The sequence below is a fragment of the Streptomyces sp. NPDC006012 genome, assembly GCF_042871185.1.
Taxonomy (GTDB): domain Bacteria; phylum Actinomycetota; class Actinomycetes; order Streptomycetales; family Streptomycetaceae; genus Streptomyces.
Genome location: NZ_JBIAIE010000040.1, coordinates 15,708 through 28,726, shown reverse-complemented (window position 1 = coordinate 28,726; position 13,019 = coordinate 15,708). Strand labels below are relative to the sequence as shown.

The following is a 13,019-nucleotide window of genomic DNA, read 5'->3' as shown; positions in this document are numbered from 1 at the left end:
TACGGCTGATGCGGCTTTCCCGTATCGGGGATTGGTTCTTCACAGTCCGGCCTTCTTCGAGGTCAGTCGCATGAACCCGAAGCTCAAGACGAAGGTGATGACGGCGATGACCACGGAGATCGCCGCGGCCTGCTGGTAGTTGTTCCCGGAGGCCACCGCGTAGGCCAGCATGTTGGGCGTGAACGTGCTGGAGATGTTCGACGAGATCTGGCGCAGCACGGCCGGCTCGGCGTAGAGCTGCAAGGTGCCGATGATCGAGAAGACGGTGGTGAGCACGATCGACGGGGCGATGATCGGGACCTTGATCCGCCACGCGATCTTCCAGTTGCTCGCCCCGTCGAGCTTCGCGGCCTCGTAGATCTCCTGCGGGATCCCCTGCAGCGCCGAGAACATGATCAGCATGTTGTAGCCGGTCCAGAGCCAGGTGGAGACGTTCGCCGCCGACCACAGCACCGCGCCCGGGCCCAGGAAGTCGGGATGCAGGCCGACGCCCTGAAGGATGTCCACGACCGGGCTGAGCTGCGGCGAGTAGAGGAACGACCACATGATCGCGGCGATGACACCGGGCACCGCGTACGGCATGAACGCCGTGACGCGGAAGAACGCCTTGATCTTCAGCAGGGGGCTGTCGAGCAGCAGCGCCATGATCAGCGCGATGAACAGCATGACCGGCACCTGCACGATGCCGAACAGTCCGATACGGCCGATGCTGGACCAGAACTGCGAGTTCTGGAACACCTGCGCGTACTGCTCAAAACCGCCGAAGGTCGTGTACGACGTGCCGTACTGTCCGCCGGTGCGGCGCACCACGCGGAAGCTCTGCCAGAGGGCGTAGCCGATCGGCACGAGGTAGAACAGCACGAACGGGAGGAAGAACGGGGTCAGGAACGCGGCGATGGTGCCCGCCCGGGGGCCGCCGCCGTTGAGACGACGGCGGCCCCTCGGCGACGCCACGCGGGTTGTGCGATGGGTGATGTCAGTCATGCTGCGGTCACTTGCCCGCCGCAGCCGGGATCGCCTGGTCCTTCATCGACTTCAGCGCGGCGTTCTGCGCGGCGGTGAGCGCGTCGCTCACCGTGCCGTCGCCGGCCGCCGCCTTGGCCAGCGAGTCCTGCAGCGCGAGGTTCACCGTCTTCTGCGTGGGACCCCAGGCGAAGTTGGTGTCGATCTTCTTGGACGACTCGGCGAAGACGTCGAAGATCTTCTGGTTGTTGTAGTAGGGAACGCCCTTCGACAGCGCGGGAAGCTCCAGGCCGTCGGTGGCCGCCGGGTAGAGGCCGCCCAGCTTGTTCTCCAGCGCGAGGGCTTCCGGGTCGGAGTTCAGCCAGGTGTTGAACTTGACCGACTCGTACAGGTGCTTGTTGCCCTTCATGAACGCGACGGTGGACCCGCCCCAGTTACCGGACGCACCGTTCGTGCCCCACGTCGGCATCGGGACGATGGACCACTTGCCGGCCTGGCTGGGCAGGTTGTCGCGCAGCATGCTGTAGCCCCAGGCGGCGCCGACGTACGTGGCGATCTGGTTCTTCTGGTAGGCCGCGTACATCTGGGTCGACGTGTTCGCCAGGTCCGTGCGGACCAGCTTGTCCGAGATCATCTTCTGCCAGTAGTCGGCGACCTGCTTGCTCCGGTCCGACACGACCGAGACCTGCCACTTGTCACCGGCGTACTTGTACATCTCGGCGTTGTTCTGCCAGAGGAGCCCGTTGAACCACTCGGCGTTGTTCGGGTCGAAGAACGTGATGGTCAGGTTCGGGTCGGCCTTGTGCAGCGTCCGCGCCGCCGCCTGGTACTCGTCCCACGTCTTGGGGACCGCCACGCCGTACTTCTTGAAGATGTCGGAGCGCACGAACAGGGCCATCGGGCCGGTGTCCTGCGGCATGGCGAACACGCCGGTGTCGCCGAAGCTGGTCTGCGACCAGGTCCAGGGGACGAACTTCGACTTGGCGGCGGTCGCGTCCTTGCACGCCGAGGCGTCGACGAAGGCACCCTGGGTGCGCAGGCTGGGCAGCTCGTCATAGCCGACCTGGGCCAGTTCCGGCGCCTTGTCCGCCTTGAGGGCGTTGCTGATGGTGCCGTACTGGTCGTTCGAGATGTTCTTCATCTCGACCTGGATGTTCGGGTTCTTCTTGTTCCACAGGTCGACGACCTTGTCCATGCCCGGAACGGTGTTCCAGTACTGCAGGGTGACCTTGCCCTTCGAGGGCTCGCAGGAGGCCGCGGAATCCTTACCCGATCCCGACGAATCGGTGGACGACGAGCATCCGGCGAGGACGGCAATACTGGCTGCCGCGGCGACGGCGAAGCGGACACGCGTGACTGTGCTGCTCATATCTTCCGTTCCAGAGAACGACTAGCGATGGCGCTAGACGGGTCGACGTTGACACCTCGGGCGATATGCCTTCTGGTTGGAATGGACGGGACGCAACGAGCACCGGCCCGGCGGTCGGTCGCCGTGGCGCTTCGTTGGTCATGTCATGTATTTTACGGTCCGTGAACGTTCACGGGAACGCTCACGGGAGCGCTCACGAACTGTGTTGAAGTGTTCGGAAGTGTGCGCTCCGGTGCGCCCGAGTGTCAAGACTTTCGGGTCAAACAGGATTCCGGCAGGTTACGCGGACCCGCCGGGCCGCAGTTCGGTCCGGACCCCGGGACTGCTGCCGGTGAGCGGCCCCGCAGCGGTTCAGCGGGTGCGTGACCGGCCCGGTGGGGAGCTCGCCGGGCCGGTCGCGCACCCGGGGGAGACATGCCTCACTCCAGGGCTGAGGCATACTCGGACCGCCGCGACGCAGCTGTGTCGTCCGATGTGTGGAGGTGAGCGATAGTGCCGTCCGGGACCGAGTCCCGCAGGGTGACGATCCATGACGTCGCCCGTGCTGCCGGTGTGTCCCGGCAGACCGTGTCACGTGCGCTGAACGACAAGGGGGAGATCGAACGTTCCACCAAGCAGCGCGTGCTCGACGCGGCCCTGGCCCTCGGATACCGGCCGAGCCGGTTCGCCCGGGGCCTGGTGCGCCAGGACACGATCACCGTCGGTCTGGTGATCCCCGATCTGCTCAACCCGTTCTTCACCGAGGTCGCCCACGCGGCCCTGGAAGCAGCGCGGTCCCGCGGCTGGCACGTCGTCGTCTACGACACCGCGGACAGCGCGCAGGAGGAGTTCGGCACACTCCAGGTGATCGCCTCGCAGGTGGACGCCGTGGTCGGCTACTTCAGCCGGTCCGAGGGCGAGATCGAACAGCTCGCCCGGGGACTTCCCGTCGTACTCATCGACCGTGAGGGCGACACCGAACGGTTCAGCTCCATCCGGATCGACGGGCGCGACGGCGTCAAGGCGGCGATCTCGTACCTCGTCGAGGCGGGCCATCGGCATATCGGCATGCTCGACCACGCCGCCCGGGCCCAGCCGAGCGGCCGCCACGCCTGGTTCGCCGACGCGATGGCCGCCTGCGGTCTCGGTGACGGCCCGGTGTGCCGCGCCGACCAGAGTGTGGAGGGCGGCGACGCCGCGCTGGAACGCCTGCTCGCCGAGCACCCCGAGGTCACCGCCGTCTTCACCTTCAACGACGTCATTGCCATCGGTGCGCTGCGAGGCGCGCGCCGGATCGGACGCAGCGTTCCCCGGGACCTGGCCGTGATCGGCTTCGACGGGGTGGGCCTCGGCGCGCTCGTCGAGCCGCAGCTGTCCAGTGTGGCGCTCGACACCCGCAGGCTCGGGGTGCTCGCCGTCGAACAGGCCGCCCGCCTGCTCACCGGCAGTGACCCGCTCAGTCCCGAGGACCTGGTGACACGGGCGGAACTGCGACTGCGCGAGTCCGCGTAGCGTCACGCGGCGGGTTCGGCCGGCCCGCCGCGGTCCCCGGCGGTGCTGTGCCCTTCCCTCCCGTACGAGCGGTACGGGAGGGCAAGCCGCAGCAGCCGCCGTCCGTCACGGTCGTAGAGCACGACGTATTCCGCGATCACACCGGAGTCCACGACCGCGGACGGATCGTCCGGTATTCGGGGAACTGCATGTCCTCGTCAATGGTCGTCGTCCCTCGCTCGCTCTCGATCACCTGTCGGCACCGCGCCCGGCCGGCCGGTGCGCGGCTCACCGTAGGAGCGGGCGCCCGGGAGGGGTCCCGGCCGGCGTCGCCGGCACTGGCGTGGAGCAGTCGGCGTGCGAGACGGAGAATCACCCCGCGAGGGATGCCGAGTTCACCAACCGCAATTTCATCATTTCATCGCTTTGTCGCGTTTCCGATTGTCATGGCGCCGCGTCCCGGCCGGTGAACTGCCGCTGTCGAACGGCGAATGCAGGACCGTGTCATGCACCGGATGGTCGTGCCCTGCCGTCATGACGTCGAGGGGTCCGTGCATTGCGAAGGGGGCTGCTGACATCCCCTTAGGTTCTTCACTCTTGAGCGTGAAATTCTTCCCTATTTCGAGGGATGGATATCGGCATTCTGCGGCTTCTTGGGGATTACCTGGATGCGAAGGTCTGGGGGTCCCCATGAGGCAGTGGGCTGCTGCCGTCCGCAAGACGGCGATCAACGGTACGTGCGCCATCGCGTGCCTGGTGATGCTCGTTCTCGTCCATGGCGCCCTCAGTGCCGGACCCGCTCGCCTGGACGTCACCTCCGTCGGCCGGACGGTCCTCGCAACACCGACGGCCGTGCCCGCGGCGGAACACGTCGAACTGCGCTCCAGCGGCTCGGAGCGGGGCGCTCAGACACCGTCGCATCCGCAGCACTGGGTCGTCCGTACGTCGGGGCACAGCCCGAGCGCCCCGGTCGTCACCGACACCCCGGCCACCCTCGCCACTCTCCTGCCGCCTGAGAACGCCCCGCCGGGGCTTGCCTCGGCGGATGTTCCCGAACCGTTCCAGCGGAGTGCCCTCCTGCGCTGCTGACCGGGCCCGGCCCGCGCCCCTGAATCCCCCGACGCTCCCGGGGCATGCGGCCTGCCGCTCACAGCGACTCCCCACCCAGGAAGGGCACTCCATGCCGTACGACAGCTATGCCGTCATCCGTGCGCTGGTGCGCGCCGAAGCCGCCCGCACCGCGCGCGTCTCCGCCAAGAAACCGCCCGAGCCCACGCCGGCTCCTAAGAAGGAGCCGTCCGTTTCCTGCGCGTCCCCCGACGCCGACGACACACCGGTGACCTTTCTCGGCAGGGCGGCGTCCTGACGGACCGGGTGTGATCCGCTGTGCCGACACCGGCGAGCGGAGAAGCGGTCGGGCGCGGCGTCGATCGCGCAGGTGAACTGTCGAAGGCCGTTTGGGCCGCGCTGTGTGTACGGCACACTCCCGCCCCGGCCTTCGGCGGTTCACGCCGTGGAACCGGCTGCAATGATCGCTGAATTCCCTGTGTCGCGGACATTCCGTGATCTCGCGGTTTTCCTCACCGGTCCGGCCACCGGATTTGTATGACTGGCCTTTGCGGCGGGTGGTGGTGGGCGACACCGTGGGCTGCGGGCGCGGGCGCGGGCGCGGGCGAGCCGCGGCGGACGGCGCCACCGCCGGTACGGCACGACGGGCTTTCGGGGCCGCCGTATGTGACCATGGCGCGCGACCGCGCACTGAAGGGCAACTCAAGATCATGCGTATGACGACGTTGGGCAGGAGCGGACTGCAGGTGTCGAGGATCGCCTTCGGCACCTGGCAGTTGGGCGGCGACTGGGGCTCCTTCGACGAGGAGACGGCGACCCGCGCCATCCGGCAGGCCCGGGAACTGGGCGTGAACCTCTTCGACACCGCTCAGGCGTACGGCTTCGGCCGCTCCGAGGCGCTGCTCGGACGAGCGCTGCGGGAAGAACTCAAACGAGACCGGGAATCGGTGCTGATCGCCACCAAGGGCGGGGTCACCCCCGGCGGCGACCGGCCGCGCGACACCGGCCGGGTCTTTCTGCGGCAAGGTGTGGAGGACAGCCTGCGCCATCTGGGCGTGGAGTACATCGACCTCTACCAGGTGCACTGGCCGGACGCCGACACGCCGGCCGAAGAGACCGCGAGCGCGCTCCAGGAGCTGGTGGACGAGGGCAAGATCCGACATGCGGGCGTCTCCAACTACGACACCGGGCAGTTGACGGCCTTCGACGCCGTCCGGCCGGCGGAGACCCTGCAGCCGCCGTACCACCTTTTCCGGCGGCGCATCGAGGCCGACCCGATGCCGTACTGCCAGGCGCACGACATCGGCGTACTGGTCTACAGCCCCATGGGCAGCGGCCTGCTCACCGGTGCCCTCACCCCGGACTCCGTCTTCGCCCCGGACGACTGGCGGTCGCGGTCGGCCGCCTTCACCGGTGAGAACCTGCGGCACAACCTGCGGATCGTCGACCGGCTGAAGACGTTCGCCGCGGAACGGGGCGTAACGGTCGGTCAACTGGCCATCGCCTGGACCCTGGCCAAGCCCGGTGTGCACGTGGCCATCGTCGGTGCCCGCAGCCCGCAGCACATCGAGGACAGCCTGGCGGCCGCCGACGTGGAGCTGACCGAGGGCGACGTCGCCGAGATCGAGCGGATCACCGCGGACGCCGTCCAGGTCGCCGGTGCCGCTCCCGAGGGCGTGGAGTAGCGGAACGACACCGGCACGGTGAGCGCCGTCGTCGTACCCGCCCGTGAGGGGAGGCGGACGACGGCGGCGGACTCACGGTGTGGCGCTCAGTGCGCGTGTCCGGACTGCGTCTCCTGCGGTGCGGTGGCATCCGTTGCGGAGGCGTCCGGCTGCTTCGCCGCCGCATCCGTCCGCACGGTGAACGCGGCGGTGCGGACTTTGCCGTCGTGCTTGAAGTCCAGGAACAGCCGGTAGGTGCCGGCGCTGGGTGCCGTGGCGGTGAAGGAGACGCCGGGGCCCGGCTGGGTCTTTCCGTCGCCGGGCTCGCCGTTCGGGTGTACGTGCAGGTAGGCGAGGTCACCGGAGCGCAGTGCCACCAGGTGGCCGTAGGCGCCGAGGTAGGGCTGCAGGTCGCGGACCGGCTTGCCCTGCCTCGTCACGGTCAGGGTCAACTCGCTCGCCCGAGCCGGTGTCAGCTCGCCCTGGAAGCGCACCTCGTACCCGTCGACGGTGGCCGTCGTGCTCGGCGCGGGGAGCGGAGCGGGGGTGTAAGCGCCCGTCGCGACGAGGTCCGCACCGAGGGTCAGTCCGTCGCCACCGCGGGGGGCGAAGTCGGCGAAGACCCGGTACGCGCCGGCCGCGGGCAGGGCCACGGGCGTGGACCAGGTCCCGTCGGCGGCGCGGGAGGGGTGCAGGTGCCGGAAGGACGTCAGGTCCCGCGAGGCGATGATCAGGTGCAGTTCCTTGGTGTGCTCCAGCTGGTAGTCGGTCAGCGCCTGTCCGCTCGCGTCCTTCCGGACCGCGAACCGCAGCTGGGTCGTCCTCCCTGCCTCGACGACCGGCGTCCCCAGGTCCAGGGTGTAGCCCGCGTCGGATATCTGCAGTCCTCCGGGAGGCGCCGCCGGTTCCTGGGCCGCGCCGCCGTGTTCACCGTGCGAGGTGTCCGCGTGCTGGTCGTGTGCCGCGCTGTCGGTCTTGGGAGAGATCTCGCCGACGCTGCTGCCCACGCCGTAGGCGGTGCCGAACGTGGCGGCGAGTGCGGCGGCGAAGACGGTGATCCGCAGCCCGGTGTTCATGGTCACTCCTGGTCTCCTGACGTGCCGCAGTGGGCGGTTCGACGCTCCTCAACATACCCCCGGGGGGTAGAAAGTCAAGTCGGTGAGCCGTCGCTGAAGGTCGCCTGGGCTTTCCCGTCGCAGCCGTCCGCCGCGCTGCTCGATGCCGGCGCCGACCGGCCCGCCAGGTGGGCGGCGCGTGCCGGGTGCCGAGGGCCGCGCCGCTCCCGGCCCGGTGCTCCCGTGTCCCATTCCGTGGCAGGGAGTGATCCTCCGTGGGCTATGGACCGGAGCGACCTGTTCATTTACTGTCTAGACATGCCTGGACAGGTACACAAGCATCACCGCATCGCCCGCGTCCTCGCCGACGAGATCCGAGCCGGGGTTCACACCGACGGCAGCAGACTCCCGGGGGAGTACGCGCTGACCCAGCGGTTCGGTGTCAGCCGCACCACTCTGCGGCAGGCACTTCAGGTCCTCGGCGAGGAAGGGCTCATCTCCACCCACGCCGGGATCGGCTCCTTCGTCACCTTCGAGGGAACGCCGCTCGACAACCGCCTCGGCTGGACCCGGGCCCTGGCCGAACAGGGCACCGAACTGACGACCGAGATCCTCCGTTTCGAGGAGGTGACCGACCCCGGGCTCGCCGCCGAGCTGGGACTCGCGTCGAGTGGGTTCATCGCCCTGGACCGGGTCAGGCGGCTGGCCGACGGGCCGGGCGTATCGCTCGAACACAGCAGGGTCCCGGCCACCGGGGGCCTGTCCGGACTGCCTGAACGCGGCCTCGACGGCGGTTCGCTCAGCCGGGCGCTCATCGCCGCGGGCCGGATCGCCGACTCGGGCGAGGGCGTGGTGTCGGTGCGCGGGCTCGACGCGGCCGAGGCCGCCGTACTGCACCGCTCGCCCGGGGAGTCCTTCCTGCGGCTCGTCCAGGTGTACCGGGCCGCCGACGGGTCCGTTGTCGAACACGTCACCAGTCTGCTCGACCCCACCAGATTTGAACTGCACGTACGCTCGGGCCGAGGAGGCCGACTGTGACCGACCGACTCGACCGCGCCCTGGGCGCCTACTACGGACTCGCCCTCGGCGACGCCCTGGGCATGCCCACCCAGGTGATGTCCCGGGAGGAGGTGGTCCGGGTCTACGGCACCCTCACCGGCTTCGAACCCGCCCGCCCCGACAACCCGGTCAGCGCGGGCATGCCGGCCGGATCCGTCACCGACGACACCGAGCAGGCGCTCATCGTCGGCCGGCTGATCGACGAGGGCCGCGGCCGGATCGACCCGCTGCGCCTCGCCCACGAGCTGCTCGACTGGGAGAAGGAGATGAAGGCGAAAGGTTCCTTCGATCTCCTCGGCCCGTCCACCAAGGCCGCCCTGGAGGCGGTGGCCCGCGGTGTCCCGATCCAGGAGGCGGGCAGGCAGGGCACGACGAACGGTGCCGCCATGCGCGTCACCCCGGTCGGGATCGCCTTCGCCGCCGAGCCGCTGGACGCCTTCCTCGACCATGTCGTGGAGTCCTGCCAGGTCACCCATGACACCGGCATCGGGATCGCGGGCGCGGCCGCCGTCGCCGCCGCGGTCAGCACGGGCGTCGCGGGCGGCTCGCTGGACGAGGCCGTGACCGCCGCGGTGGCCGCGGCCCGGGCCGGTGCGCGGCGCGGGCACTGGATCGCCGGCGCCGATATCGCGTCCCGACTCGAATGGGCCCGTGGCCTGGTGCGGGATCTCCCGGAGGCGGCCGCCCTGGACCGGATCGTCGCGCTCGTCGGTACCAGCGTCGCGAGCCAGGAGTCGGTGCCTGCCGCGTTCGCCGTGCTCGCCGTGGCCGACGGCGACCCCTGGCGGGCCGCCCTGCTCGCCGCCAACCTCGGCGGTGACAGCGACACCATCGGGGCGATCGCCGGTGCGGTCGCCGGGTCGGTCACCGGGCTCTCGGGACTGCCCGCCGAAGCCGTCCGGACCCTGCGCGCCGTCAACTCCCTCGACCTGGAACCACTGACCGCCCGGCTGCTCGCACTCCGCTGAGCCGCCCGAACCCGAAGCCGGGCGGGGCCGAGCGGGACCCCGAGTCCCCGCCGCTTCGCCGAACACCTCTCCCCACGCCCACCACCCGCACGTCCGCATCCTGCAAGGAGGTTCCGCCATGGCCGTTTCGAAGACGAACGATCGCGTCGGTGCCATTGAGACACGAGGGATCGAACCGGTCCCCGACCACGAGCGACACGGTCATGCCGGTCAGATGTTCTGGACCTGGTTCGCCGCCAACATCAGCATCCTCGGGCTCCCGCTCGGTGCCACCCTCGTCGCCTTCCGCGGCCTCAACATCTGGCAGGCGGTACTCGTCGCCGCCCTCGGTTCCTTCGGTTCGTTCGCCTTGGTGGGAGTCCTGAGCCTGGCCGGCAAGAAGGGCGGTGCGCCCGCGCTCACCCTCTCCCGCGCGGTCTTCGGCCAGCGGGGCAACGCCGGTCCGACACTGATCGCCTGGATGAGCCGGGTGGGCTGGGAGACCATCTCCACCACCACCGCCGCGTACGCACTGCTCGCGCTGCTGCACACCGCGTTCGGGGTCGGCCAGAACACCCCGCTCACCCTTGTCTGCCTGCTGGTCTTCATCGGCTGCACCCTGCTGATCAGCGGACTCGGCCATGCCACCATCATGTGGATCAACAAGTGGGCCACGGTCGTCTTCGGCATCCTGAACCTGGTCGTGATGGGCTTCCTCGTCGCCACCGTCGACTGGTCCAAGGTCCTCCATGTTCCGGCGGGCCCGACCAGCGGCGTGATCGCGGGGATCGGCTTCATCGCCGCGGGCACCGGCATCGGCTGGGCCAACGCGGGTGCTGACTACGCCCGCTACCTGCCCCGTGCGATCCCGGGCCGCCGGCTGATCGGCGCGTCCGCGTTCGGCGCGGGCATTCCCCTGCTCCTGCTGATCTCGCTCGGCTCCCTGCTCGCCGCGGGCGACCGTTCGCTCGCCACCGCCTCCGATCCGGTCGCCGCCATCAACGCGATGCTGCCCTCCTGGATGGCGATCCCCTACCTCATCGCGGCCTTCGGCGGGCTGCTGATGTCGAACCACCTCTCCACCTACTCCGCCGGGCTGACGATGATCACCCTGGGGCTGCGAGTACCGCGCGCCGCCGCCGTCGCCCTGGACGTGGTGGTGATGTTCGCCGGCGGCATCTACTTCATGCTGATCGCCGACGACTTCTACGGCCCCTTCTCCACCTTCCTGTCCCTGCTGGCCGTACCCATCTCCGCCTGGACCGGAGTGATCATCGTGGACTCGCTGCGCGGGCGTACGTACGACCCGGAGGCGCTGATGGACACCACCCGCTCCAGCCGGTACTGGTTCTCCGGCGGATTCCGGCTGCCCTCCGTGCTCGGCTGGGTCGTCGCCATCGTCGCCGGTCTCCTCTTCACCAAGGCGTCGACGAGCGCGACCGACGTATGGTTCGCGGGCCCGCTCGCCGGCACCTGGTTCGGGGTGAACGGACTCGGCTGGGCGATCTCCATGGTCGTCGCCGGCGCGGTGTACGCGCTGTTCGGCCGCCGTCCCGCCGCCGCGGGCAGCGCCGACGAACCGGCCCCTGCCGCACGTGAGGAGGCCGGACGGTGAACGGGCGTCTGGTCCTCGCCGGGAACGTCATCGCCGATCTCGTGATCGAGGTCCCCGCGCTGCCCGAACGCGGCGGTGACGTCATCGGCACCCGTACCGAGACGACCGCGGGCGGCGGTTTCAACACCCTGGTCGCTGCCCGACGCCTCGGCACGGAGGCGGTCTTCGCCGGGCTGCACGGCACCGGACCGTACGGCGACCTGGTCCGCGCGGCGCTCGCCGCCGAGCGCATCGGGACGCTGCTGCCCGTCCGGGCGGAGGGCGACACCGGGTTCACGGTCGCCCTGATCGACGGCGGCGGCGAACGTACCTTCGTCACCAGCTTCGGGGTCGAGGCCACGCTGACGCAGTCGGACGTCGAGGCGGTCGCCTCCCGGCTGCGCCCCGGTGATCTGGTGCAGCTTTCCGGCTACGGACTGGTGATGCCGGCCAACGGCCCGCTGCTGTCCCGCTTCACGGCCGCGCTCCCGGCGGACGTCACCGTCTGCTTCGACCCGGCGCCCCTGGTGGCCGACATCCCCGAGGCCGCTCTCGCGCCGGTCCTCGCCCGTGCGGACTGGCTCAGCGCCAACGCCCGCGAGGCCTGCCTGCTGTCCGGGCACGAGGACCCGCGGGCCGCGGCCACCGCACTGCGGGACCGGCTGGGTCCGGGCGCGGGCGTGATCGTACGGGCCGACAAGGACGGCTGCTGGCTGGCGGCGCCCGGCCGGGAACCGGCACACGTGCCCGGCTTCCCGGTCGACGCGGTAGACAGCAACGGAGCGGGAGATGCGCACGTCGGCTCGTTCCTGGCCCTGCTCAGCCAGGGGCACGATCCTCTGACGGCCGCCCGCGGCGCCAATGCGGCGGCGGCCTACGCGGTCGGGCGCCGTGGCCCCGCCACCGCGCCGGACCGGGCCGCACTGGCGGCGTTCCTGGGCGAGGACCCGCTCGCGCAGCGGTTGTCCGACGTCCCCGGCAGCCGCTGAGGGCGACCAGGGCGGCATACGTCGCCTGCGCCGGCGACGCGCGGACCATGCTGCTGCTCGCAGGCCGCCACGCCACACGCCGGCTGCTCGCCGACCGAACCGCATTGCCTGAACCACACCGCCGCGAGCCACACAGTCCCGAACCACATGGCCCCACACGGGCCCTCGCCCACGGGACGGGGACCGGCCAGGGGGCAACAGTCATGCCGGGCCCGGAGGCCGGCGGCCCTCTTGCAGGACCGCGAAAAACATGACGGGCCCGGCCGAGGCCCCGTTCGCAACCCACGCGACGCCTGCCGGGCTAGCCGCGGCCCTACCGGCGGTGCGGTCGTACGGAGCCGCCGTCCTGGAGGCGGACCGGCCCGGGGCCCTGTGGGCCGAGGGCGTCGTCGGGGTTGAGGAGCAGGCACGCCTTCATCGACAGACAGCCGCACCCGATACAGCCGGTCAGTTCGTGCTCCGGGTTCTCGATGGCCCGGCGGCGCTCCTCCAACTGGCGTTTCCAGGCGAGGGAGACGCGCTGCCAGTCCTGCTGGGCCGGGGCGCGGTCGCCGGGGAGCGTGATGAACACCGCCGCGACGTCGGACAGCGGGATCCCGAGACGTCTGGCCACGACGATCAGTGAGATGCGCCGGAGCATATGGCGCGGATACAGGCGCTGGTTGCTGCCGTTGCGCATCGACATGGCCACCAGCACCACTCCGGCCAGGACCACCGGAAGTGTCAGCCCCCGGGGGTGACTGCCGTTGCCCGTCACGGATCAGGCCATGGACGGGCTTCCTCGATCCGCCTGCGCTCACCGGCTGCCTGATCGCCGGGACCGCGCACCGCACCGAACCGC

The 13,019-nt window shown here is 70.1% G+C and carries 13 protein-coding genes; 8 read left to right on the top strand and 5 right to left on the bottom strand.

Annotated features, from left to right (window positions below):
- Positions 1-39: 39 nt before the first annotated feature.
- Both ACFYPJ_RS37055 and ACFYPJ_RS37050 read right to left on the bottom strand, forming a co-directional pair.
- On the bottom strand, positions 40-984 hold the full coding sequence (locus ACFYPJ_RS37055) for a carbohydrate ABC transporter permease (protein ID WP_389026205.1): 945 nt from the start codon (positions 982-984) through the stop codon (positions 40-42).
- A 7-nt stretch (positions 985-991) separates the two neighbouring features.
- Complete coding sequence (locus ACFYPJ_RS37050; RefSeq protein ID WP_389026203.1) at positions 992-2,332, bottom strand: ABC transporter substrate-binding protein; 1,341 nt, start codon at positions 2,330-2,332, stop codon at positions 992-994.
- Positions 2,333-2,824: 492 nt separating this feature from the next.
- On the opposite strand from ACFYPJ_RS37050, the gene ACFYPJ_RS37045 reads away from it, so the two are divergent.
- Positions 2,825-3,823: a LacI family DNA-binding transcriptional regulator gene (locus ACFYPJ_RS37045; RefSeq protein ID WP_389026201.1), complete on the top strand. Its 999-nt coding sequence runs from the start codon at positions 2,825-2,827 to the stop codon at positions 3,821-3,823.
- 2 nt (positions 3,824-3,825) lie between these two features.
- Here ACFYPJ_RS37045 and ACFYPJ_RS37040 read toward each other — a convergent pair whose 3' ends face one another.
- Positions 3,826-3,963, bottom strand: coding sequence for a hypothetical protein (locus tag ACFYPJ_RS37040; RefSeq protein ID WP_389026199.1), 138 nt, complete (start codon positions 3,961-3,963; stop codon positions 3,826-3,828).
- A 529-nt stretch (positions 3,964-4,492) separates the two neighbouring features.
- On the opposite strand from ACFYPJ_RS37040, the gene ACFYPJ_RS37035 reads away from it, so the two are divergent.
- The 3 genes from ACFYPJ_RS37035 to ACFYPJ_RS37025 all read left to right on the top strand — a co-directional run bounded on the left by ACFYPJ_RS37035 (position 4,493) and on the right by ACFYPJ_RS37025 (position 6,555).
- Positions 4,493-4,891, top strand: a complete 399-nt coding sequence (locus ACFYPJ_RS37035) for a hypothetical protein (RefSeq protein ID WP_389026198.1) — start codon at positions 4,493-4,495, stop codon at positions 4,889-4,891.
- 91 nt (positions 4,892-4,982) lie between these two features.
- A complete protein-coding gene (locus tag ACFYPJ_RS37030; RefSeq protein WP_389026196.1) occupies positions 4,983-5,168 on the top strand; it encodes a hypothetical protein in 186 nt (61 codons plus the stop codon).
- A 418-nt stretch (positions 5,169-5,586) separates the two neighbouring features.
- Positions 5,587-6,555: an aldo/keto reductase gene (locus ACFYPJ_RS37025; protein ID WP_389026194.1), complete on the top strand. Its 969-nt coding sequence runs from the start codon at positions 5,587-5,589 to the stop codon at positions 6,553-6,555.
- Positions 6,556-6,641: 86 nt separating this feature from the next.
- On the opposite strand, the gene ACFYPJ_RS37020 is transcribed toward ACFYPJ_RS37025, so the two are convergent.
- On the bottom strand, positions 6,642-7,610 hold the full coding sequence (locus tag ACFYPJ_RS37020; RefSeq protein WP_389026192.1) for a hypothetical protein: 969 nt from the start codon (positions 7,608-7,610) through the stop codon (positions 6,642-6,644).
- A gap of 297 nt (positions 7,611-7,907) precedes the next feature.
- Here ACFYPJ_RS37020 and ACFYPJ_RS37015 point away from each other — a divergent pair, with 297 nt between their 5' ends.
- The 4 genes from ACFYPJ_RS37015 to ACFYPJ_RS37000 all read left to right on the top strand — a co-directional run bounded on the left by ACFYPJ_RS37015 (position 7,908) and on the right by ACFYPJ_RS37000 (position 12,178).
- Positions 7,908-8,627 (top strand): GntR family transcriptional regulator, encoded by a 720-nt coding sequence (locus ACFYPJ_RS37015; RefSeq protein ID WP_389026190.1) that lies wholly within the window; start codon positions 7,908-7,910, stop codon positions 8,625-8,627.
- Positions 8,624-9,616, top strand: a complete 993-nt coding sequence (locus ACFYPJ_RS37010; RefSeq protein WP_389026188.1) for an ADP-ribosylglycohydrolase family protein — start codon at positions 8,624-8,626, stop codon at positions 9,614-9,616. Before ACFYPJ_RS37015 ends, ACFYPJ_RS37010 begins: the two co-directional genes overlap by 4 nt.
- A gap of 118 nt (positions 9,617-9,734) precedes the next feature.
- Positions 9,735-11,210, top strand: a complete 1,476-nt coding sequence (locus ACFYPJ_RS37005; RefSeq protein WP_389026186.1) for a purine-cytosine permease family protein — start codon at positions 9,735-9,737, stop codon at positions 11,208-11,210.
- Positions 11,207-12,178, top strand: a complete 972-nt coding sequence (locus tag ACFYPJ_RS37000; protein WP_389026184.1) for a PfkB family carbohydrate kinase — start codon at positions 11,207-11,209, stop codon at positions 12,176-12,178. The genes ACFYPJ_RS37005 and ACFYPJ_RS37000 overlap by 4 nt, the downstream gene beginning before the upstream one ends.
- Before the next feature lie 313 nt (positions 12,179-12,491).
- Here ACFYPJ_RS37000 and soxR read toward each other — a convergent pair whose 3' ends face one another.
- Positions 12,492-12,935, bottom strand: a complete 444-nt coding sequence (gene soxR, locus ACFYPJ_RS36995; RefSeq protein ID WP_389026182.1) for a redox-sensitive transcriptional activator SoxR — start codon at positions 12,933-12,935, stop codon at positions 12,492-12,494.
- Between the last annotated feature and the right edge of the window lie 84 nt (positions 12,936-13,019).